This is a genomic window from Rodentibacter sp. Ppn85 (assembly GCF_001999335.1).
GTDB lineage: Bacteria > Pseudomonadota > Gammaproteobacteria > Enterobacterales > Pasteurellaceae > Rodentibacter.
In genome coordinates this window covers 36570-58384 of sequence record NZ_MLHS01000039.1, presented here as the reverse complement: position 1 = coordinate 58384, position 21815 = coordinate 36570, and the positions used below count along the sequence as shown (strand labels likewise).

21 protein-coding genes, 1 other RNA gene and 1 pseudogene are annotated in these 21815 nt (G+C 38.1%); 9 read left to right on the top strand and 14 right to left on the bottom strand.

The window, feature by feature from the left end; genetic code table 11:
- Together BKL51_RS07365 and BKL51_RS07360 are read right to left on the bottom strand one after the other, a co-directional pair.
- Positions 1–175, bottom strand: a 175-nt coding sequence (locus tag BKL51_RS07365) for a mannonate dehydratase (RefSeq protein WP_198930117.1), incomplete at its 3' end; no start/stop codon positions are given.
- Positions 176–203: 28 nt separating this feature from the next.
- Positions 204–956, bottom strand: a complete 753-nt coding sequence (locus tag BKL51_RS07360) for a GntR family transcriptional regulator (protein WP_077466072.1) — start codon at positions 954–956, stop codon at positions 204–206.
- Positions 957–1117: 161 nt separating this feature from the next.
- Here BKL51_RS07360 and BKL51_RS07355 point away from each other — a divergent pair, with 161 nt between their 5' ends.
- The 5 genes and pseudogenes from BKL51_RS07355 to BKL51_RS07335 form a co-directional block, all read left to right on the top strand.
- Positions 1118–2146 carry a zinc-binding alcohol dehydrogenase family protein gene (locus tag BKL51_RS07355; protein ID WP_077466071.1) on the top strand — a complete coding sequence of 343 codons (1029 nt, stop codon included), beginning with the start codon at positions 1118–1120 and terminating at the stop codon, positions 2144–2146.
- A gap of 28 nt (positions 2147–2174) precedes the next feature.
- Positions 2175–3158: a TRAP transporter substrate-binding protein gene (locus BKL51_RS07350; RefSeq protein ID WP_077466070.1), complete on the top strand. Its 984-nt coding sequence runs from the start codon at positions 2175–2177 to the stop codon at positions 3156–3158.
- Between the two features lie 62 nt (positions 3159–3220).
- Positions 3221–3691 (top strand): TRAP transporter small permease, encoded by a 471-nt coding sequence (locus BKL51_RS07345; RefSeq protein ID WP_077466069.1) that lies wholly within the window; start codon positions 3221–3223, stop codon positions 3689–3691.
- 9 nt (positions 3692–3700) lie between these two features.
- On the top strand, positions 3701–4972 hold the full coding sequence (locus tag BKL51_RS07340; protein ID WP_077466068.1) for a TRAP transporter large permease: 1272 nt from the start codon (positions 3701–3703) through the stop codon (positions 4970–4972).
- A 30-nt stretch (positions 4973–5002) separates the two neighbouring features.
- Positions 5003–5191: pseudogene (locus BKL51_RS07335) on the top strand (PfkB family carbohydrate kinase); the annotation flags it as partial.
- 155 nt (positions 5192–5346) lie between these two features.
- Here the strand turns inward: BKL51_RS07335 and BKL51_RS07330 are convergent.
- From BKL51_RS07330 to cysS, 6 genes are all read right to left on the bottom strand, one after another.
- Positions 5347–5673 carry a zinc ribbon domain-containing protein YjdM gene (locus tag BKL51_RS07330; protein WP_077466067.1) on the bottom strand — a complete coding sequence of 109 codons (327 nt, stop codon included), beginning with the start codon at positions 5671–5673 and terminating at the stop codon, positions 5347–5349.
- 268 nt (positions 5674–5941) lie between these two features.
- Positions 5942–6643 (bottom strand): lactate utilization protein C, encoded by a 702-nt coding sequence (locus BKL51_RS07325; RefSeq protein WP_077466066.1) that lies wholly within the window; start codon positions 6641–6643, stop codon positions 5942–5944.
- 23 nt (positions 6644–6666) lie between these two features.
- Complete coding sequence (locus BKL51_RS07320) at positions 6667–8076, bottom strand: LutB/LldF family L-lactate oxidation iron-sulfur protein (protein ID WP_077466065.1); 1410 nt, start codon at positions 8074–8076, stop codon at positions 6667–6669.
- A 1-nt stretch (position 8077) separates the two neighbouring features.
- Positions 8078–8812 carry a (Fe-S)-binding protein gene (locus BKL51_RS07315; protein ID WP_077466064.1) on the bottom strand — a complete coding sequence of 245 codons (735 nt, stop codon included), beginning with the start codon at positions 8810–8812 and terminating at the stop codon, positions 8078–8080.
- Between the two features lie 128 nt (positions 8813–8940).
- On the bottom strand, positions 8941–10536 hold the full coding sequence (locus BKL51_RS07310) for a lactate permease LctP family transporter (protein WP_077466063.1): 1596 nt from the start codon (positions 10534–10536) through the stop codon (positions 8941–8943).
- Positions 10537–10741: 205 nt separating this feature from the next.
- On the bottom strand, positions 10742–12121 hold the full coding sequence (gene cysS / locus BKL51_RS07305; protein ID WP_077466062.1) for a cysteine--tRNA ligase: 1380 nt from the start codon (positions 12119–12121) through the stop codon (positions 10742–10744).
- 101 nt (positions 12122–12222) lie between these two features.
- Between cysS and BKL51_RS07300 the strand changes: the two genes are divergently transcribed.
- The 3 genes from BKL51_RS07300 to BKL51_RS07290 all read left to right on the top strand — a co-directional run bounded on the left by BKL51_RS07300 (position 12223) and on the right by BKL51_RS07290 (position 14169).
- A complete protein-coding gene (locus tag BKL51_RS07300; protein WP_077466061.1) occupies positions 12223–12732 on the top strand; it encodes a peptidylprolyl isomerase in 510 nt (169 codons plus the stop codon).
- A gap of 63 nt (positions 12733–12795) precedes the next feature.
- Positions 12796–13350, top strand: a complete 555-nt coding sequence (locus BKL51_RS07295) for a hypothetical protein (RefSeq protein ID WP_077466060.1) — start codon at positions 12796–12798, stop codon at positions 13348–13350.
- A 30-nt stretch (positions 13351–13380) separates the two neighbouring features.
- Positions 13381–14169, top strand: a complete 789-nt coding sequence (locus BKL51_RS07290) for a TatD family hydrolase (RefSeq protein WP_077466059.1) — start codon at positions 13381–13383, stop codon at positions 14167–14169.
- On the opposite strand, the gene nrdG is transcribed toward BKL51_RS07290, so the two are convergent.
- Positions 14166–14633 (bottom strand): anaerobic ribonucleoside-triphosphate reductase-activating protein, encoded by a 468-nt coding sequence (nrdG, locus tag BKL51_RS07285; RefSeq protein WP_077466058.1) that lies wholly within the window; start codon positions 14631–14633, stop codon positions 14166–14168. The genes BKL51_RS07290 and nrdG overlap by 4 nt on opposite strands.
- 128 nt (positions 14634–14761) lie before the next feature.
- On the opposite strand from nrdG, the gene ffs reads away from it, so the two are divergent.
- Positions 14762–14860: signal recognition particle sRNA small type (gene ffs, locus BKL51_RS07280), an RNA gene on the top strand.
- Between the two features lie 23 nt (positions 14861–14883).
- On the opposite strand, the gene cydC is transcribed toward ffs, so the two are convergent.
- From cydC to BKL51_RS07255, 5 genes are all read right to left on the bottom strand, one after another.
- Positions 14884–16611 carry a cysteine/glutathione ABC transporter ATP-binding protein/permease CydC gene (gene cydC / locus BKL51_RS07275; RefSeq protein ID WP_077466057.1) on the bottom strand — a complete coding sequence of 576 codons (1728 nt, stop codon included), beginning with the start codon at positions 16609–16611 and terminating at the stop codon, positions 14884–14886.
- Positions 16611–18371, bottom strand: coding sequence for a cysteine/glutathione ABC transporter permease/ATP-binding protein CydD (gene cydD, locus BKL51_RS07270; RefSeq protein ID WP_077466056.1), 1761 nt, complete (start codon positions 18369–18371; stop codon positions 16611–16613). Before cydD ends, cydC begins: the two co-directional genes overlap by 1 nt.
- Positions 18372–18482: 111 nt before the next feature.
- Positions 18483–19436 carry a thioredoxin-disulfide reductase gene (gene trxB / locus BKL51_RS07265; protein WP_077466055.1) on the bottom strand — a complete coding sequence of 318 codons (954 nt, stop codon included), beginning with the start codon at positions 19434–19436 and terminating at the stop codon, positions 18483–18485.
- Positions 19437–19506: 70 nt separating this feature from the next.
- Complete coding sequence (locus tag BKL51_RS07260) at positions 19507–20364, bottom strand: co-chaperone YbbN (RefSeq protein WP_077466054.1); 858 nt, start codon at positions 20362–20364, stop codon at positions 19507–19509.
- A 91-nt stretch (positions 20365–20455) separates the two neighbouring features.
- Positions 20456–21802: a GntP family permease gene (locus BKL51_RS07255; RefSeq protein WP_077466053.1), complete on the bottom strand. Its 1347-nt coding sequence runs from the start codon at positions 21800–21802 to the stop codon at positions 20456–20458.
- Positions 21803–21815: the final 13 nt, after the last annotated feature.

Sequence of the window (21815 nt, the reverse complement as noted above, 5' to 3'; positions counted from 1 at the left end):
AAGTTAGACCGGCATTTTCCACTTCGGTTTTCCGCTTTTCAATTTCTTCAATACTCCAAACTTCTCCATTGGGAATATGGTGAAGAGCGGTCACAATACCGGTCGCCCCGGCCTGACGAATATCGGATAAAGAAACAGGATCTTTGGGGCCATACCAACGCCATGTTTGTTCCATTTTTAAACTCCTATGTTATTGTAAGTGGTTAGATACCTACAACAATCGGATTTGTATTGAATAGGTATCCGTCAAAATGTGGATCTTCTACATCAGATAACTCAAACAGTTTCACTTTTACATTTTCTAAGTGTTGCCACATTGCTCTTCTAGCAGCATTAGCATTTTTCTTCTGAATTGCTAGTAAAATTGTGTGATGATCTTCTATCCATAAATGGTGATAATCGTTTTGTAAAATTCTAGCGTGTAACTGAGTCCACATTGCGCTATTAAAACGATATTGCCATAATTGTTCTTGTAATTTTACTAGCACATCATTTTGCGTTATCTCTGCTAATGCAATATGGAAATCCTTATCTGCGCTGTAGTCATCTTGATTTAGAGCAAGTAATTCTTTTTCTCGATGTAAGATTTGCTTTAAATTTAAAATATCTTTCTTTGTTGCTTGCAGTGCCGCAAATTCGGCAATACTACTTTCTAATAACTGGCGAGCTTGTAATAATTCAAAGGGGCCTACGTCTGGCAAACTAGTATTTTCTATATTGGAATGAGCTTTAGGTATCCTAACAACGTAAACTCCAGATCCTTTCTTAACTTCTACTAATTTTTCAACTTCCAGCATTACCATTGCTTCGCGAACAATAGTTCGACTTACTCCAAATTTTTCAGAAATTTCTCGTTCAGTCGGTAGCTTATCTCCAACAGCATAAATGCCTTGAGATATATCTCGCTTAAGATACTCCCCAATTCGGGTATATGTTCTATTAGTGATATTTTCCATATTTTTTCCAAAATTGGTATTCCAATTTTTTATTTTTGTGATTTGTGTCACAAAAATAATATTTTGGTATTCCAAAATGATTTTTAATGTCCCATAATCATATCATAGTTAAATACAACAAGTAATTTTTATTCCGTCAAGAAAACATGGGGAGTCTAAATATGACAAAGTTAATTAGAGCTATATGCTTAGAAGAGCCTAATAAAGTATCAGTAAAAGAAATTACGTACCCTCAAAAAGGCAATAATGACGTACTTATTCAAGTTGAATCAATGGGAATCTGTGGGTCGGATATTGGGGCATATAGAGGTACAAATCCGTTAGTAACCTATCCAAGAATACTGGGCCATGAGATTGTAGGCAGAATTATAGAAAGTGGAATTGGTATGCCTGAAAATGTAAAAGTTGGCGATCGCGTTATAGTCGATCCCTATGTTTACTGTGGTAAGTGCTATCCGTGCTCAATTGGTAGAACAAATTGTTGCGAATCATTAAAAGTTATTGGTGTACATATTGATGGGGGGATGCAAGAGGTTATTAGACATCCTGCTCATCTTATAACGAAAGTACCCTACAATCTACCGATCAACCAACTACCTCTGGCTGAACCTTTAACTATCGCTTTACATGCTTTACATAGAGCAAACCTAAAAGAGAATGAGCATATTGTTATTATTGGTGCGGGAGCTATCGGATTAATGGCTGCATTAGTTGCAATTCAATATGGAGCAACCCCTATTTTAGTCGATATTTTAGATGAACGACTTGAGTATGCGAAATCTTTAGGAATAGAGCATATCATCAACCCTCAAAAGGAAGATGACAGGAACAAAATCAAAGAAATCACAAACGGTCGCATGGCAGAAGTCGTAATGGAGGCTTCTGGTGCAAATAGTTCTATAAAAAACACTCTATATTATGCATCTTTTGCCGGTCGAATTGCACTAACAGGGTGGCCAAAAGCAGAAACACCATTACCAACTAATTTAATAACATTCAAAGAACTAAATATCTATGGTTCTAGAACAAGTAAAGGTGAATTTGAAGAAGCATTAAATATGCTTTCTACACATAAAATTAATGCATCTAATATCATTACCAAAAGTATAAATTTTGAGGAAATCCCTAAATTTATTTCTGAATTATCAAACAACCCAGAGAATTATTTAAAAATTAATGCTATTTTCTAGATAGAAAATCAAGAATGAGGATAAAATCATGAGAAAAAATATATTGAGTAAATTATTGCTCGCTTCTAGCATACTATTTAGTGGTAGCGTTTTTGCAAAAACAATTATTAAATTAGGTCATTATAATTCTGATATGCATCCATCGCATATAGCATTGCAAGAATATTTTAAGAAAACAATTGAAGATGAAACAGATCATCGATATGAAATTAGAATTTATCCTAATAACCAATTAGGTGGAGAGGATCAAATTGTAAATGGTTTACGTAATGGTACTATTGAAGCTGGTATTACAGGTTTATTATTACAAAATGTCGATCCTATTTTTGGTGTATGGGAGTGGCCCTATCTCTTTAAAGACAATCAAGAAGCAAAAAAAGTATTAGAGTCTCCAATTGCAAATGAAATTGGTCAAAAAATGGAAAAATATGGTATTAAATTACTTGCTTATGGTATGAATGGATTTCGTGTCATTTCATCAAATAAAAAATTAGAAAAATTTGATGACTTCAAGGGGTTACGCTTAAGAGTTCCATTAAACTCATTATTTGTAGATTGGGCAAAAGCAATGAATATTAACCCACAAAGCATGCCGCTTAGTGAGGTATTTACGGCATTAGAACAAAAAGTTATTGATGGTCAAGAAAATCCTTATATGCTAATTAAAGATTCTGGTTTATACGAAGTACAAAAATATATTATTCAGAGTAACCATATCTTCTCTCCCGGCTTATTACAAATTAGCTTAAAAACATGGAATAAAATTCCTAAAGAAGATCAAGTTATTTTCCAAAAAGCAGCTAAATTATATCAAGAGAAAGAATGGGAATTAGCAATAGAGAAAGAATCTGAAGTTAAAGAGTATCTTGCTAAGCATGGAAATGAAATCATTGTCCCTAATGAATCATTCAAGACTGACATGATAAGTGCTTCAAAATCTTTATATGATGATTTTTATAAAAAGTATGATTGGGCCAAAGATATTGTTCAGAAAATTAATGATGCTAAATAATAAAATATAAATATATCCTCCACTTTAATTCTATTAAAGTGGAGGAGTAAGGAAATAATCTCATGAAAATAGTAAAGTATTTGGATAAAATATTAGAATATATTTCTATATCGGCTTTAATTATTATGATTTCACTCGTCTTTTTCAATTCATTACTAAGATACTTTTTTGATTCTGGTATTGCTTTTTCGGAAGAGTTTTCCAGGATTTGCTTTGTATATATGATTTTCTTAGGAATAATTTTAGTTGCTAAAGATAAAACCCATTTGACAGTTGATATTATTACTTCATCCTTGCCTGAAAAATATAAAAAAATAGTATCACTTATTTCTAATTTATGTGTTCTGGTTTCAATGATATTCATCGCTTTTGGTGCATTACAATTAATGGCTTTAACATATACACAAAAAATGCCTGCAACAGGAATATCCTCATCTTTTCTATATTTTGCAGCAGTTATCTCATCAGTCTCATATTTCTTTATTGTTATATTTAGTGTAATAAAAGATAACAAAAAGTTTTTGGATAAATAGGAGATTAAAATGTTACTATTATTTTTAGGTAGTCTATTTTTCTTATTATTTCTTGGGGTTCCCGTTGCTTTATCAATGCTACTAAGTGCAAGCATTATGCTATATCATCTTGATATGTTTGACACACAATTAATTACAGAAAATTTTGTAATGGGAACTAATAATTTTCCCCTAATGGCTATTCCGTTTTTCATGCTTACTGGGGAAATTATGAAACACGGTGGAATATCAGAAAGAATCATTAATTTTGCTACAAGTATGGTAGGGCACATTAAAGGTGGATTAGGTTATGTTGCAATCATTTCGGGGTTAATCTTTGCAGGTTTATCCGGTTCTGCTGTTGCAGATACCGCAGCATTGGGTGCAATACTTATTCCAATGATGGTTTCAAAAAAATATGATGCAGCCCGTTCCACAGGACTTATTTGTGCTGCAGGTATTATCTCTGTTGTTATCCCTCCTAGTATTCCTATGATTATTTATGGCATTACTGCAGGTGCTTCTATAACTAAGCTATTTATGGGGGGGACCGTTCCCGGTTTGTTAATGGTTTCAGGATTATGGTTTGTCTGGAAAATTCTTTATCGGAATAATGATTTAAGTTTAGAAAGAAAACAAAGTGGAAAAGAGAGATGGTGCGCATTCAAAAAAGCATTCTGGCCTTTACTTCTACCTGTAATCATTATTGTTGGGTTAAGAGGAGGAATTTTTACACCAACGGAAGCGGGAGTAGTGGCAGCAATTTATGCTGGATTAGTTAGTGCAGCTTATAGAGAATTAACATTAGCTAAATTAAGAGAAGTTTTTATCGGAACGATTAAAACAACCTCAATGGTAATGTTTGTTGCAGCGGCAGCAATGATCTCAGCCTTTGCAATAACAGTTGCTCAAATCCCAACTGAATTAGTTCAAACAATTAAGGGATTAACTGATAGTCCAACAATTCTAATGCTAATTATTATGCTATTTTTATTATTAGTAGGGTGTGTGATGGATTTAATTCCGGCTGTATTAATCTTTGTACCGGTATTATTACCTCTATTAAGAGCATATAATATTGACATTGCTTATTTCGGTATCATGATGGTAATTAATTTATCTATTGGACTAATAACTCCACCGGTTGGAACTGTATTATATGTTGGTTCCGGAATATCTAAATTAGGAATTGGAAAGTTATCTAAAGGTATTTCTCCATTCTTACTAATATACGCAATTATTATGCTGTTAATGGTATTTTTCCCTAATATCGTGATTGTTCCAATGAATTGGTTATCTTAATGGAGTAGAAATATTATTTCTAATTTAATAATGAAAAAAGTTGTATTTATCGGCAAATGTATGATTGAACTGAACAGTAAGCCATTCAGTGAAATGAGGCAAAGTTATTGTGGTGATACATTAAATTCAGCTACTTATCTGAGTCGAATTAGTTCTCATGATATTCAAGCTCATTATGTTTCTGCATTAGGTACGGATAACTTAAGTTTGCAAATCCTAATGTAGTGGTTTGTGGAGAAACAATTAATCAGGTCAAAAAACTGGGATGAGATGGAGTGTTTAGTCAAAGAAGTAGTTGATTTAACAAGATAAAATGAGAAGCTAAAGGAAAAGTGCGGTCATAAAAATTATTGTTTTTTGACCGCACTTTTTCACTATGCCTTTTTTAAAAACTCAGATTTCAGCATGATTTTGCCACAATCGATATTATGATCGCCCTTGGCTAAACGGATATTTTTGAATTTTGTGCCTTTTTTCAGGACTTCAGATGAACCTTTCAATTTTAGATCCTTGATTAAAAGTACATCATCACCATCCGCAAGTAGGTTGCCGTTACTGTCTTTCACAATAAGTTGCTCGTCATTAGATTCAACGGGTTCAGCACTGTTCCATTCATAAGCGCAATCCGGACAAACAAAGTTTACTGAATCATGATAGACATATTCACCGTGGCATTTTGGGCAAGCAGGCATTTGTTCCATAAATTATTCCTTTATTATTCAATTATGATGAATGCGCAAGTATAGCAAAAAATGAGACATTCACCAAAAGTGCGGTTGCTTTTGAATAGTAGTTTTTTAGGTGAAATGGGAACAACATTTCGTGGCTTCTTTGTTTCAGAAAATATTCTATGTTTATAATCTGAAAGACTATATTTCTGGGCTGGTTTAAACCATTACAAAGCGGATTGAGTCTATATTTATAAATATAAAACCAGCTAGTAAGCTGGTTTTATTGGTTTAGAGGGGATTAGTTCAAATCGTCAATGATAACGTAAATTTGAGAAACGGGACCGTGAACACCGACAACTTTAATTAACTCAATATCTGCGGTAGCACTTGGGCCGGAAATAATATTGATGCATGATGGCATACGTTCTCCGACCAGGGCTTTTTCATGAAGAATTTGAGCTAATTGAGCGACACGGGGAAGAACTGCACTTTTACGAATGACGACAATTGATTTTTCAGGCAATAAACTTGTTGAGCGACCATTTCCCTTAGCGGAAAATAAGACGACACCGCCTGATTCCGCAAGCCCATATTCGCCATGTACGATACCAATATTTGCCTTGGCTGATTTTATGATATTTTCGTCACTACTATCGTAGTTCCACACGTAACTATCGAAAGTGTTTTTTACAGCATCTATAATACCAAGATTTTCGAGGCGGGAATCATGGTTAAGTACAATGCTACCGCCACCATATTTTTCACAGACATCTAAGATCGCTTTTGTAACATTTTCTTCCGTTGTTTCAACGATATCCACTAATAAAACTTTAGCGAAATTCATAAATTCATCACAAAGCTCGCTTTGAGATAAATGTGTTAAGCGAGTCGAAGGATAGTCATTTAACGGCTCTTCCATCGGGGTTGGCTCTAGTTGTCGAGCTCTGCCCATTTTATTTGCAAGTTTATTTAAGAAATTTTCTCTGTTTTCTAAATTCATTGTTATTAATTCCTTTGTCTGAATTATTTCCGTTTTGCAAACCATTCACGGAAGCTTTCACCATCGCTAGTCGGTAAATCACGGGCTTTTGTCCATTCCCCCAATGCACCCGCTTTAATAGCAGGTTTCCCATTTTTGATAAATTTACTTATGACTTTTGCACCTACTTTAACTCCCATATTCCAAACACTAGGGTGGGAATTAGCAAATGTGAATCCTTTAATTTCCAACTGTTCGATTTTTGGGGTAATACCTTGATCTACCATTTTTTCACGATGTTTAAGAATGAGTTGGGCTAGCGGAATTTTAACCGGACAAACACTGTTACATGCATTACACAGTGAACAAGCATAAGGTAATTCTTTAAACTCTTTATAACAGCCTAGCAGGGGAGATATGACAGCACCGATTGGTCCCGGGTAGATTGAACCATAGCCGTGTCCGCCGATTTGACGATAAGCAGGACAGGTGTTTAGACAAGCTCCACAGCGAATACAGCGTAAAACTTCTTTGAATTCACTTTCTAAAATCGCCGAGCGTCCATTATCGACAATTACTAAATGGAAATCCTCCGGACCATCAGCTTCATTTTCTAGACGCGGACCGGTGAGCCAAGTATTGTAGGCGGTTAATTTTGCGCCTACGGCACTGCGACAAAGCATTGTAATTAGTACATCGACTTCTTTAAAGGTTGGTGCGATACGTTCCATTCCCATTACAGCAATATGTGTTTTCGGAACCGTCGTGGCTAACCGTAAGTTTCCTTCATTGGTTACTAAACAAACCGAACCTGTTTCAGGTACGGCAAAGTTACAGCCTGAAATTCCAATATCCGCTTTTAAGAAATCTTCTCGTAAAACTTTACGGATAAACGCATTCATTTCTTCCGGTTGCTCAGTACCTTCATAGCCCAATACTTCATGTAATTCTTTTCGAATACGGTGGCGATCTTTATGGATAGCCGGTACAACAATATGAGAGGGCTTATCGCCAACAATTTGGAGTAAATATTCACCTAGATCCGTTTCAACGACTTTTATTCCTTCGGTTTCTAAAACTGAATTTAAACCGATCTCTTCCGTTACCATTGATTTTGATTTAACAATCGTTCTAGCCTTTTTCTCTAGCGCAACTTTACGGATATAATCGCTTGCTTCTTCAGCCGTTTCAGCGAAAAAAACGTGTCCCCCATTTTGAGTAACTTTTTCGCTTAATTGATATAAATAGGCATCTAAATTAGCTAAAACGTGATTACGGAATTGTTTAGAAAGATCACGCCATTCTTCCCAATGCCCTAATTCATCAACCATTTTTTGGCGGTTGGCACCAATGGTTTCCTGAGCCTTGATTACCGCTTTACGCATGATTTCATTGTGAATCTGCTGTTCGACACGTTCTTTAAAAGGAAGGTTGCTAGTTTGTAAATGGGACATATTAAACTTCTCCTTGTTGCATTAGAACTTCTGCAATATGCATAACTTTTACTTTTTTACCTTCGCGTTGTAAACGCCCGCCAATATTAATTAAGCAACTCACATCTGCACCAATTAAATAATCCGGTTCAACCTCAGTAATATTTTTTACTTTCTCTGTAACCATTTCTCCGGAAATTTCCGCCATTTTAACTGAAAATGTTCCGCCAAAACCGCAACAGGTCTGTTGATTGTGAATAGGAAGAAGTTCTAAACCTTTTACGTTTCGAAGCAAAGCGAGAGGCTCATCGACAATACCGAGTTTACGGCTTAAACTACAAGAAGGATGATAAACAGCTTTGCCCGTTAATGTGGCCCCGATATTGGTTTTTCCGAGAACATTGACGATAAAATCCGTAAGATCATAAAAGCGTTTTGATATATTTTCTGCTCGTTTTGCCCATTCGGTTTCACCAAATCGATTAAAATATTCAGGATAATATTTAATTGCAGAAACGCATGAACCAGCTGGAGAAACGATAGGATGATCATTTACTTCAAAGGTTTCAACTAAATTTTTCATTCCGGCTAATGCTTGTTTAGTATAACCGCTATTTATAGCTGGTTGCCCACAACAACCTTGTTTTTCTAGGAAAATGACATTGCACCCTAATTTTTCGAGTAAGAGAACGGTGTTTTTTGCAACACCGGCTTTTACAACATCTGCAATGCAAGTTACATAAAAATTTACATTCATTTGATATGCCTATTAAAATTAAGAATAAGAAAAAATCGTATTTATAATACTGTTATAGTACAAAAGGAAGTATAAATACTTCCTTTTAGGTTGAGTAAAATCTAAGTTTGTAGTGTTATTTCTCTACATTAAACGTTGAAAAACATTGGAATAATAGTTAATGCCACTACCGCTGCAATAACACCATACACAAACATTGGTATGACAGTTTTCTTAATAATCGCACCTTCTTGGTTTTGAATATTTAAAACTGAGTTTACCGCAACGATATTATTAATACAAACCATGTTCCCCATCGCACCACCAACAGATTGTAACGCTAGAATGAGGCTTGTCGATAACCCGGTAATTTCTGCGGTTGATAATTGAACACTACCGAAGGTGAGATTTGAGACGGTATTGGAACCTGAGAAGAACGCCCCCACCGCTCCTAAGTAAGAAGCGAAGAGAGTCCAATATTCTCCGGTTGCTTGAGCAAAGCTTTTACCGATAATTTTCACCATTGAAGCATCACCGCCAACAAGCATCAAGTTTACCATGATTAACGCACCGACAAGTGCATAAAATGGGTTTCTGGATTGTTTCAAACTACCAATAAAAATCTCTTTGGTTTTTTGAGTGTTCATTGTAAACAACGGTATACAAATTAGAACGGTAATAATAAATGGAATTAAAGCCGGAACATAAAGTAACTTGTAGCTGGCACTTACATTTGTCCCGAAAATTTCTTTTAAGCTGAAAATTAAGCCTTTGCTGATTTCAAATTGTCCGAGAGAGCCAAGTTGTAATGCAAACCAAGTTGTTGCATCGTTCATCATTGCTTTGAATGGCAACTGTTGAATACGGGTTACGATTAAAAACAAAATCAGCAAGCCTGTTGGCAATAATGCTTTAGCTACTTCTTTACCTCTGATTCCCGTATTATCTAATGTATTTTCTACTTTCGTTAAACCGATACCTTTATTAGCTACAAATACGGAAATAAACATACCGATTGCACCGCCAACTAAAGACGGGAATTCATAATTTATTTGTGCAAGGAAGAAATAAGGGATAATGCACGCAAAAATACTAATATAAATAAACACAATATTTTGGCGGATTTCCTTTCCTGAAACGATAAAACGTAACGCAATGAGTGGAATGACTAATGCGGCAAAAGCATGAATAATTGCCGTCATTGAACCTATTTCAAGTATTTGACTCTCTGCTAAATTTAACGGACCAAAGCCAAACCAAGTTGGCGTACCTACCGCCCCAAAAGAAACGGGAACTGAGTTCATAATTAATGCTAAAACGGCAACTTTTATTGGATTAAAGCCTAAGCCGACAAGAATAGGAGCGGCAATTGCAGCAGGTGTACCAAAACCACTGGCACCTTCAATCATAAAAGCAAAGGCCCAACCGATAATCATTATTTGTGCGACCGGATTTGGGTTGATTTTACCTAACCATTTACGCAATGTATCGGTTACACCGGACGTTTCTGAAAAACGATTGAATAAAATCGCTCCGAAAATAACCGTAATAGGAGTTTGCACCGCAATGATTGCAGAAACGATATTGGCACTGACTGTTGAAATATCGGTACCAAAATAAATAAGTTGAATAATCAGCACAACCACGGCAATCCAAGGAAGAGCAACATAAGAAGGGAGAGCATTACGTTTTACCATTAGATAAATAAGTAAAACAATTGGAAAGATACTAAAAAAAAGAGCCATAGGATTCCTTATATAACTAGGGGTTCTTTAAGATTGTTACGTCAATTGGTAGTGAATTGTAAATAAGTTATTAGATAAATAAAGTAAAATGTTGAAAAATTGTGACTTTGATCATAAAAATTATTCAAACCTATTGAATGGGTACTTAAAAATAGTTAACTAAAAAGTGCAATCAAAATTGACCGCACTTTTTAGTTTTTTAACATTATTGTTTACGCCAAATTGTACCGCTTGGTCCGTCTTCCAAAATAATGCCCATTGCATTGAGTTCGTTGCGGGCAGTGTCGGCAGCAGACCAATCCTTGGCTACTCTGGCATCATTACGTTGCTTGATTAAATTTTCTATCTTAGCGATTTCTTCATTATTAGCTCCCGACTGCAAAAATTGTTCGGGATCTTGTTCAAGTAATCCGAGAATGTTTGCCAATTCGCGTAAGCGGGCAGCCAAACCGTCTGCCAACTCTTGATTTTCTGATTTTAATTTATTGATTTCTTTTGCCATTTCAAATAAAACAGAAATCGCATTGGGTGTGTTGAAATCATCATCCATTGCATTACGGAACACTGCAACAAAATTTTCTCCGCCAAAAGCGACCGCACTTTGATCCGTTCCTCTCAATGCAGTATATAATCGTTCTAACGCACTGTGAGCGAGATTTAAGTTTTCCTCACTATAATTTAGCTGGCTGCGATAATGGGCGGATAACAGAAAATAACGTACACTTTCGGCATCATAATGGCTCAGTACATCACGAATCGTAAAGAAATTGCCGAGAGATTTCGACATTTTTTCTTTATCGACCATAATCATTCCGGAGTGAATCCAGTAGTTGACATATTTCCCGTCGTGAGCACAGCATGATTGGGCAATTTCGTTTTCATGGTGTGGGAACATTAAATCGGAACCGCCACCGTGAATATCAAAATGATTACCGAGTTGTTTACTGTTCATCGCCGAGCATTCAATATGCCACCCCGGGCGACCGGCTCCCCAAGGTGAATCCCAACTCGGTTCGTTCTCTTTTGACATTTTCCATAGTACGAAATCCATCGGATTTTTCTTCACATCGGATATATCAACCCGTGCGCCGGCTTGTAATTGCTCTAGATCTTGACGGGATAATTGGCCGTATTCTTTGAAACTTTCCACATCGAACATTACATCCCCGTTTTGTGCGACATAAGCATGCCCTCGCTGAATTAATTTTTCAACGAGTGCAATAATTTCAGGAATATGATGGGTGGCGCGCGGTTCAAAATCCGGACGTAAAATATTCAATGCATCGAAATCCTTGTACATTTCAGCAACCATGCGATCAACTAATTGTTCGCAGGTTTCTTGGTTTTCTAATGCTCGTTTGATGATTTTGTCATCCACATCGGTAATATTGCGTACATAGGTTAAATTGTAGCCTAAATAACGTAAATAACGGGCGATCACATCAAAGGAAACAAACGTTCGTCCATGACCGATATGGCATAGGTCATAAACCGTGACACCGCACACATACATTCCCACGTTATTTTCACGAATAGGTTTAAAAATTTCTTTTTCTCGGGTTAGGGTATTGAAGATTTTTAGCATGGTTAAGCTCGTAGAATATGGTAAAAACTGACCGTACTTTATAGCACTTTTAGCTTGATTGTGGAATAATGTAGCCCTCAATTTTTCATAAGGAAAACAAAATGGTTACGTTACACACAAACTTTGGCGATATTAAAATTAAATTAGATTTTGATAAAGCCCCTGTTACGGCAGAAAATTTCTTAAATTACTGTAAAGAGGGCTTTTATAATAACACAATTTTCCACCGCGTAATTGATGGATTTATGATTCAAGGTGGCGGTATGGAAAGCGGAATGAAAGAGAAAAATACCAATGCGCCAATCCAAAACGAAGCGGCAAACGGATTGAGCAATAAACGCGGCACTATTGCAATGGCACGCACCTCTGACCCGCATTCGGCAACGGCACAATTTTTTATTAATGTAGCGGATAATACTTTTTTAGATCATCGTTCTAAAGAAATGTTTGGTAAAAACGTTGTGCAAGAATGGGGCTATGCCGTGTTTGGTGAAGTGGTTGAAGGCATGGATGTGGTAGATAAAATCAAGGGTGTAAAAACAGGGAGTAAAGGTTTTCACCAAGACGTGCCGACGGAAGATGTGGTGATTAATTCCGTTAGCGTAGAATAAAGAAAGAAACCTGAGCTTTGTCTCAGGTTTTCTTACTTAAAATAACCAATGGGGAAAACATTAATGGAAGAATTGATTAAAATTGTTGAAGCAGAATATGAGGATTATCAAAGAGAATATTACCTTAATGCAATTCATTCTCTTACGGAACAAGAACAAAATAATTTGCTTGCTTTGATAAATAAAATGAGAAAAGCAGGTTCAAAGAAACCGTTTTCTTGGGCAATCAGTGAAATTAAAGAAAATATCCCTCAATTTGCTCGATTTGCTGTTTTAAGAGAATTGGAAAAAATTAATCGTGAGGTGAGCAAGCATATTTACTATACCCAAGAATATGCGGAGGAAAGCGATGAATTTATCGCATTACATAAAAAAGTGAAACAATGCCTTTCTCCTGAAGAGTTAGAAAGGTATTTGCAACTCTATACACAAACAGTTACTGAGCAATTTATTTCTTTATTAGATGAGGGGAATCCTCGTGCAGGAGAACCTAATTGGGCATTATCGGAATTGGATAGTGATTGTTGTCATTCCCGTTTTATAAATGGGTTACATGAGGAAGAGGATATTAGCGATGAAATTGATTGGCTGTTGATTGAGCAGGAAGATCAAGAGTAAAATAATAGCGTTTGACTAAATTAAATAACTATGCTTTTTTTCGATACTCATACCCACCTTGATTATTTGCAGCAATTTACCGGCGAATCCCTTTCACAATTAATAGGAAATGCCAAGCAAGCCGATGTACAAAAAATTTTGATTGTTGCGGTGCTCGAACGGGATTTCAAAACAATCCAAAAAATGACCGCACTTTATCCGCAAAATTTATATTACGGGCTAGGCTTGCACCCGCTTTATATTAGAGAACATTCGGAAAATGATTTATCACTGTTAGAACAAGCGTTGGGACAGCGCGATAGAAATTGTACGGCGCTGGCGGAAATTGGTTTGGAACGAGCGATCCCCGATTTATTAACGGACGAACTTTGGCAAAAACAATGCCATTTTTTTGAAAGTCAGCTTTATTTTGCGAAACAATTTGCTTTGCCCGTGAATATTCACAGCCGAAAATCTCATGATCAAGTGTTTACCTTTTTAAAACGCATTTCATTGCCTAAATATGGCGTGATACATGGTTTTGCCGGTAGTTATGAGCAAGCCAAACGGTTTGTGGATCTTGGTTATAAAATCGGTGTCGGTGGCACCATTACTTATCAACGGGCTAATAAAACCCGCCAAGCGATTGCAAAATTACCTTTGGATGCCTTGGTGTTGGAAACGGATAGTCCTGATATGCCGGTGTTTGGTTTCCGAGGGCAACCGAATCGTCCTGAGCGGATTGTGGAAAGTTTTAAGGCATTGTGTTCGTTACGCAATGAATCACAGGAATTGGTCAAACAGGTGATTTGGGAAAATAGTATAAAGTTGTTTGGCTAAAGTTTAAACCGATGAATCACCTGATTCGCCGATCCCCGCCAAACCAAGCTTGGATCGGCTTTTTCTTGTTCAAATTTTCCGTCAATGAGGACATCAATATAGGGTAACATAGCTCGCTGATTTTCATCCAGCTCTGCTAATTTGTAACCTGTCCATACCCAAATATCTTTGTCGGGGCATTCACGTTTTACCCGTTGTACGAAAGGCAAGAGCGTTTCTATGTTGCGAGGATGTAATGGATCGCCACCGGACAGTGTTAAACCTTGGCGTTTGATACGGGTATCCTTTAAATCACTGATAATCTGTTGTTCCATCGCCTCATCAAATACTACGCCGGCACTGAACGACCAACTTTTTTGGTTGTAGCAAGCCTTGCAGCCATGGGTACAGCCACTCACAAAAAGAGTACAGCGTGTTCCTTCGCCATTCACTACATCAACGGGGTAATATTGTAAATAGTTCATTTTGCCCATTCCTGAAAAGTGCGGTTTAAATTCTCGTCAAATTCATCATTGTGTGCAATTAATCTTTGCAATGGTCATTTAATTCTTGCATAATAGCGCGCAGTCGCATTGCGATATCAATGGAAACCTTCTCGGTCTCTCGCAACGGTGTCCGGTTTACCCGGTCAGGTTCGGAAGAAAGCAGCCAAAGTCGGAATTTCTGTGTGCCGAGAATAAGCTGGGAAGGTTTCCGCCCAATTTCTTCTTTTTCTTATATCCGTTCCACTAATCGTTTGAAAAATCCGTTTTCTTTTTTGATTAGACTGTCGTAATTGCCTTTTTCAATCAATTTCCCTTCATCTATTACACAAATTGTGTCAAATTGTTCAATTGCAGTTAAACGGTGGGTAACCATGATCAGGGTTTTGTTTTCCGCATGTTGTAAAATTAAACGTAAAATTTGGCATTCCGTATCGCGATCAAGCCCCTCTGTGGGTTCGTCTAACAATAAAATCGGCGCATTATTTAATAATATTCGTGCAATTCCCAGGCGGCGCTGTTCACCGCCGGAGAGAGGGCGACCGCCGTCACCAAGCCATATATTTAATCCCTGTGTTTGATCTAATAATTTGCCCAATCCCACTTGGTTGAGTACCTCGATCATTTTCTCATCGGAGATTTTTTCGTGGGCGGCAAACTGTAAATTTTGACGTAGACTATCGCTAAACACATGTACCCGCTGAGTTAAAAAGCAAAATTGCTCACGTAACGTCTGTTCGGAATAGAGTGAAACGGGTTTATCTGCGAGTAAAAGCTCTCCCTGATTGGCATCATAGTTGCGTACCAATAATTGCAGTAATGTTGATTTTCCGCTCCCCGTTTTACCAAGAACAGCAATTTTTTGCCCTTGTTCCAAATCAAGCATGAGGTTGTCCAGTGCAAGATTTTCTCTTTCAGGATAGGTAAAACTCAAATTCTTTGCAGAAATTAATCGCTCTTGCGGTTTAAATTCGGCGTTGCCTTGAAATTCAACTAAGGGTTGTTGTTCAATAATATCGGTTACTCGTTCTGCTGCGGCGATGATTTGACCGATATGCAAAAATGCTGTACCCAGTGGCATAATAATTTCAAAAGCAGCTAACGCCGCAAAGGTGAAGAGAGCAATAAAGGCAGCTCGATATTCGTTCGTACCAAAATCCGCTTGGCTGCTAAACCACAACATTGCACAAATGAGCAAGCCGTTTAGGAAGAGGACAAGTGCGGTGGAAAATCCGCTTAATTTTGCTTCTTTGGCTTGATCCGTTTGCCAATTTCTCTCAGTTACCGCCATTTTTTCTTTTACTTGTTTTTCCGCATTAAACAATAGGAGTTCGGCTTGGGCCTGAATAAATTCCAAAAATTGTGTGCGGTAATTGGCTCTAGCATGGATTAAAGGTTCGCCAAACTGTTTCCCTAAACGATAGAAAATGATTGGAATCAGCACTAATAAGAACAATAAAAATGCCCCTAAACCCAATGCGAGCGGTACATTAATAAAGCTTAAACCAATTGTCATGGCAATCGTGATAAAGATTGACGTGAAAAAAGGGGCAAGTAAACGTAAATAAAGGCTGTCTAGGGTATCTACATCAGAAACCAGGCGATTTAACAAATCACTGTTACGATAGCGATTGAGTACGGCTGGGCTTAAGGGAATAATTCTCTTAAATACTTGGACGCGTAATTGAGCTAAAATACGAAAAGTGGCATCGTGAGTGACGATTTTTTCAAAATAACGTGCGATCGTGCGTCCAATCGCCAACCCTCGCACGCTGGCGGAAGGATAAAAAAAGTTAAACAGCGTACCAAGTCCGGCAATAGCGGTTGCTGCCAAGAACCATCCCGATAAGGTAAGCAATCCCATACTGGAAGCCAATCCGGAAATCATTAACACTAAACCTAAAATTAACGGTAATTTGGCAAACTTAAATAAACGTATAAAAGGCAGTAATGCACGCATTATTGGATATCCTGTTGTCGTTGAGCGAGTAATTCGGCAAAAAAACCGTTATTTCTGAGTTGTGAAAAATCACCTCTCTGAACTATTGCACCTTGTTGCATCACCAAAATTTGATCGCATTGTTTTAATTCTTCAATGCGATGGGTAATCATCAACGTGGTTTGATAACAGCTTATTTCACTTAAAGTTTGTAGCACTAAATTTTCAGATTGGGCATCGAGGCTTGCTGTCGGCTCATCAAGTAAGATCAATTTCCCTTTTCTTAAAAGTGCGCGTGCAATGGCAAGACGTTGCGCCTGCCCTACCGAAATGCCCAAACCGCCGTCTTTTATCTCGTGGTCTAAGCCTAGTTTATCGGTAAACTCTTTAGCCTGTGCGAGAGATAAGGCCCGATCAATTTCTTCATCACTTGCCTGAATATCGCCAAGCAGCAGATTTTCTTTGATTGTACCTTGCAATAACAAGGGATTTTGCCCTACCCAAGCGATATGTTTGCGCCAGTTTGCGAGATCGCTTTCACGTAGTTCTTGCCCGTTGATTTTTAATGAACCTTGATAAGGCAAAAAACCTAAAATAGCATTTATTAGAGAGGTTTTTCCGGCTCCGCTTTGCCCGACTAACGCCACATTGTGATTGCTCGGAATATGAAAACTAAGCGGTTGGGTGAGTGGTACTCCTTGGGAGGAAAGTACGACTAAATTTTCTGCCCGAATTTCAACCGCACTTTCAAAGGTGATCGTACGCTTATTTTGTTGAGTGGTGAGGTAATCGGTTTCTAAAAAATCGACAATGACATCAGCCGCCCCGATACCGGCGGCGCGATCGTGATAATAAGTGCCGAGGTCGCGTAGCGGTTGATAAAACTCCGGTGCGAGAATTAAACAAAAGAAACCGATAAAAAGGGTAAGCGGTGCGCTGTAAGTGCCAAATTCTATTTGTCCTAAATAGCTGAAACCAAAATAGACTGCCATTAACGCAATAGAAATAGAGGTAAAAAATTCCAAAACGGCAGAGGATAGAAAGGCGAGTTTTAGCACATCCATTGTGGTTTCACGGAAATGCTCCGTTGTTTTTTCAATGTGTTGGATTTGTTCGGAAGAGCGGTTAAAAAGCCGTAAAGTTTCAAGTCCGCGTAAGCGATCCAAAAATTGCGCACTTAAACGGGCGAGAGTGTCCATATTCTTCTGGCTACTGTCTGCCGCAGCAATCCCCACAAGAATCATAAAGAGCGGTATTAAGGGCGCCGTAACCATTAGGATTAATGCTGCTGCCCAATTTAGCGGAAAGACCGAGATCAAAATAACTATCGGGACAATCACGGAAAGGCTTTGTTGCGGTAGGAATCGGGCATAAAAATTATGTAAATTTTCTACCTGTTCCAGCATAATGCTTGCCCAGCTTCCGGCCGGTTTTTGATTGATTGTCGCCGGCCCGACAAGGTGAATTTTATCCAGAATTTGCCGGCGAATATGATTGCGTAATTGGCGGCCGGCTTCAAAACCGATTTTTTCGCGCATCCATAAAATTAAGGCGCGTAAAGCAAAACTGAAAATTAAGCCGATAAAATAAGGAATGAGTTCGTCACGCGGTATATTCTGCATGATAAGTTTATCAAGCAAGGTTGCAAGGAGATAAGTCTGTATCACCAAAATGATGGAAGAGAATGTGGCAAGGGCAATATTAGCGCGCATTAATTTTTTTATTGGTTGCTGTTGCGCATGTAGCCATTTTTGCAGGTATTTTTGACGAAGTTTGTCCATAGGTTCTCGTTCATCCTAATTCGGATAGAATAGACGGGCGTGAATTTAGAAAATCCACGCACAATGATGAGTAACGGGATGTGTTAAGTTTTACCTTACACATCCTGCAATTTATTTCTGAGCATCTAGATAACGTTCGGCATCCAGTGCAGCCATACAACCTGTTCCGGCAGAGGTAATCGCTTGACGATAATTGTGATCCATTACATCGCCCGCAGCAAAAACTCCTTCCACGGAAGTAGCGGTAGCATTGCCTTCAAGACCGGATTTTACCACTATGTAACCGTTATTGAGTTCGAGCTGCCCTTGGAAAATCTCTGTATTTGGTGAATGTCCGATTGCCACAAATAAGCCGTCAAGATTCAATTCTTCTTTCTCGCTGGTTTTGGTATTTTGCAGGCGTAAACCTGTAACACCCGTATTATCGCCTAATACTTCGTCTAAAGTGCGGTCGGTATGAAGCACAATTTTTCCTTCCTCAACTTTTTTGTAGAGACGGTCGATGAGGATTTTTTCTGCGCGGAAACTATCGCGACGGTGGATTAAATGAACACAGCTTGAAATATTGGCTAAATAAAGTGCCTCTTCCACCGCGGTATTACCGCCGCCAATGACTGCAACGGGTTTGTTGCGGTAAAAGAAACCGTCACAGGTCGCACAGGCAGAGACACCACGACCTTTATAATTCTGTTCCGAAGGCAATCCCAAATAGCGAGCGGAGGCGCCGGTTGCAATAATTAAGGCATCGCAAGTGAATTGTTGCACATCACCATAAAGTTTGAATGGGCGGGTAGATAAATCAACACGGTTGATATGATCAAAAACAATTTCCGTATCAAATTTTTCCGCGTGTTGTAACATACGTTGCATTAAGCCTGAGCCGGTCGTCATTTCAAAATCACCCGGCCAATTTTCTATTTCATCAGTCGTTGTGAGCTGTCCGCCTTGTTGTAAACCTGTTACGAGTACCGGTTTTAAATTTGCCCGTGCAGCGTAAATTGCCGCGGTGTAGCCGGCAGGACCAGAGCCTAAAATTAAAAGTTTTGCATGTTTAATATCTGACATAAAGTATCCTTAATTTTTAATGAGTTAGTAGACAAATTAATTCAATTTGCATGGCGGATTATCCGTTTTTTTAATAGAGTAGGGAATAAAGCAAGCGCCGAAACTTGTTTGTTAATGGATCGGCGTTGCCCATTGCACTCAAAATAGAGAGAAATTGCTGTTTTACTTCGCCATTTTGAGCATCTAATTCTTTCTTTAATATGCTAAAAAGGAGAGAAAGTGCCTCTTCATTGCGGTTTGCTTGATGAAGTTGTATGGCAAGTTTAATGGCAATTTCCGTTGTCGGGGTTTGGGCATAGTCTGCAGCTAATTGTTGAATTTCCGGTGTATCGGCAGCTTGAATTAGTAATTCTATCTGTGCTTGTAAGCCTTGCCAGCGGCTATCACGGTCTTGTAATGGAATCTGGTTTAAGATTTCTTGTGCCGGTTCGGTTTTTTTCATTGCAATGTAGGTTTCCGCATAGAGTAGAGCAATATCACTGTTTTTCTTGTCGGAGAGTTCCCACGCCTCTTTTAATAGAGGTAATGCGGCATCATAATTTTCAACTTGCAAGAAATCCAAGGCTTGGTGAAATTTAATCTCTTCTTCTTTTGGTAAAATGACGCTTAAGCGTTGTAACAGCGATGGCTGATCCAACGCACCGGGAAAGGCATCCAAGGCTTGTGCTTCTTTGAATAAATAAGTGGTGGGTAAGGCTTGAATACGGAATTGTGCAGCGATAAGCTGTTCTACCTCACAATTCACTTTACCGAGAGTAAATTGTCCTTGATATTGTTCCGCCAAGCGTTCCAATAACGCTAAAAAATCCGCCGATTCTTTATGGCTCGGCGCATAAAAGTTTACTACAAGCGGTTTTTCAAGAGACTGTTGAAGAACTTCGGTGAGATTTTGTTCATTAATCTCAATAATAAAAGGAAAATCAGCCATTGTTTATCCTTGTTCGGAAAAAATAATGGCTGATTTTAGCAAAGTGCGGTCAATTTTAGAAATGTTTTACAAATGGAATCGCTCTTTCGGGTTAGAGAATGATACTGCCGATTAGCGAGATAATGAAGCCGACTAAGCCAATTAATGTTTCTTGAACCGTCCAAGTTTTAAACATCGTTTTCGTATCAATTTCTAAAAAACGACTAACCAACCAAAATCCACTGTCATTTACGTGTGCCAAGACTGTTGCTCCGGAGGCAATTGAAATAACAATGAAACAAAGATCGAATTGGCTAAGTCCCGTTGTTGCAGCGACAGTTGGGGCAATTAAAGCAGATGTCGTTGTGATGGCAACGGTAGCGGACCCCTGTGCTACACGTAATGCTGTTGATATAACAAATGCCGCAACAATAATAGGCATCCCTGTATCGGATAACATAGAGGCTAATTGATCGCCGATACCGCTAGCTCGTAAAACGCCGCCGAACATTCCGCCGGCTCCGGTTACTAAAACGATAGCGCAAATCGGACCAAGTGCGTTATCACAGATTTTTTCGATTTGTTCGTAACTTCTTTGTTCTTTGAGTAAAGCAATTGAGACAAGTAATGTAATTAACAATGCGATTGGCGTTTTTCCTAATAAACGTAAACTTTGTACTAATAATGAAGAACCATCAACCATTTTCGCTACGGTAAGCGTATATAAAACAGTATCTAACATGATTAAACATAATGGAAGTAATAGAATGAAAAGTACTTTTTTAAAACTCGGAGGGGTTAAAGTCGTTTCATTTATTGGTGTGACATTTAAAAATGATTTTGGTAGCTCCAGATGAAATTTTTTACCCAAATATGTGCCGTATAGATAAGCGGCAAAGTACCATGTTGGAATAGCAACAACTACTGCAACGATTGTTAGTAAACCGATGTTTGCACCGAGTAGTTCTCCGGAAGCAACTGGGCCAGGATGTGGCGGAAGGAAAGCATGAGTGACAGCAAAGGCACCTGCAGCAGGAAACGCATATTTAAATAAAGAACCGCCAAATTGTTTTGCGACACTAAATATTATAGGAAGCATCACAACTAAACCGGCATCAAAGAAGATCGGGAAACCAAATAAGAGAGAAGCGATACCTAAAGCAAAAGGTGCCTTTTTTTCTCCAAATTTATTGATGAGTGTATCGGCTAATACTTTTGCACCACCGGTTATTTCAAGTAGTCGGCCTATCATTGCACCAAGCCCGACTAATAGTGCCACTGAAGCAAGAGTATTTCCAAAACCGGTGAGAAGGGTTGGTAATATTTTGTCTACGGGAATGCCTGTTGCGATTGCGGTAAGTAAACTAACAATTGTTAAAGCAACGAATGCATGGACATTAAATTTAATAATTAATAGCAATAAAACTGCTATTGAGGCGACAAGAATGAAAATTAGCATAAATTATTTCCCT

Coding starts and splice junctions, on each gene's coding strand:
- BKL51_RS07360 (WP_077466072.1), bottom strand. CDS start 956: ATGGAAAATATCACTAATAGAACATATACCCGAATTGGGGAGTATCTT.
- BKL51_RS07355 (WP_077466071.1), top strand. CDS start 1,118: ATGACAAAGTTAATTAGAGCTATATGCTTAGAAGAGCCTAATAAAGTA.
- BKL51_RS07350 (WP_077466070.1), top strand. CDS start 2,175: ATGAGAAAAAATATATTGAGTAAATTATTGCTCGCTTCTAGCATACTA.
- BKL51_RS07345 (WP_077466069.1), top strand. CDS start 3,221: ATGAAAATAGTAAAGTATTTGGATAAAATATTAGAATATATTTCTATA.
- BKL51_RS07340 (WP_077466068.1), top strand. CDS start 3,701: ATGTTACTATTATTTTTAGGTAGTCTATTTTTCTTATTATTTCTTGGG.
- BKL51_RS07330 (WP_077466067.1), bottom strand. CDS start 5,673: ATGGAACAAATGCCTGCTTGCCCAAAATGCCACGGTGAATATGTCTAT.
- BKL51_RS07325 (WP_077466066.1), bottom strand. CDS start 6,643: ATGAATTTAGAAAACAGAGAAAATTTCTTAAATAAACTTGCAAATAAA.
- BKL51_RS07320 (WP_077466065.1), bottom strand. CDS start 8,076: ATGTCCCATTTACAAACTAGCAACCTTCCTTTTAAAGAACGTGTCGAA.
- BKL51_RS07315 (WP_077466064.1), bottom strand. CDS start 8,812: ATGAATGTAAATTTTTATGTAACTTGCATTGCAGATGTTGTAAAAGCC.
- BKL51_RS07310 (WP_077466063.1), bottom strand. CDS start 10,536: ATGGCTCTTTTTTTTAGTATCTTTCCAATTGTTTTACTTATTTATCTA.
- cysS (WP_077466062.1), bottom strand. CDS start 12,121: ATGCTAAAAATCTTCAATACCCTAACCCGAGAAAAAGAAATTTTTAAA.
- BKL51_RS07300 (WP_077466061.1), top strand. CDS start 12,223: ATGGTTACGTTACACACAAACTTTGGCGATATTAAAATTAAATTAGAT.
- BKL51_RS07295 (WP_077466060.1), top strand. CDS start 12,796: ATGGAAGAATTGATTAAAATTGTTGAAGCAGAATATGAGGATTATCAA.
- BKL51_RS07290 (WP_077466059.1), top strand. CDS start 13,381: ATGCTTTTTTTCGATACTCATACCCACCTTGATTATTTGCAGCAATTT.
- nrdG (WP_077466058.1), bottom strand. CDS start 14,633: ATGAACTATTTACAATATTACCCCGTTGATGTAGTGAATGGCGAAGGA.
- cydC (WP_077466057.1), bottom strand. CDS start 16,611: ATGCGTGCATTACTGCCTTTTATACGTTTATTTAAGTTTGCCAAATTA.
- cydD (WP_077466056.1), bottom strand. CDS start 18,371: ATGGACAAACTTCGTCAAAAATACCTGCAAAAATGGCTACATGCGCAA.
- trxB (WP_077466055.1), bottom strand. CDS start 19,436: ATGTCAGATATTAAACATGCAAAACTTTTAATTTTAGGCTCTGGTCCT.
- BKL51_RS07260 (WP_077466054.1), bottom strand. CDS start 20,364: ATGGCTGATTTTCCTTTTATTATTGAGATTAATGAACAAAATCTCACC.
- BKL51_RS07255 (WP_077466053.1), bottom strand. CDS start 21,802: ATGCTAATTTTCATTCTTGTCGCCTCAATAGCAGTTTTATTGCTATTA.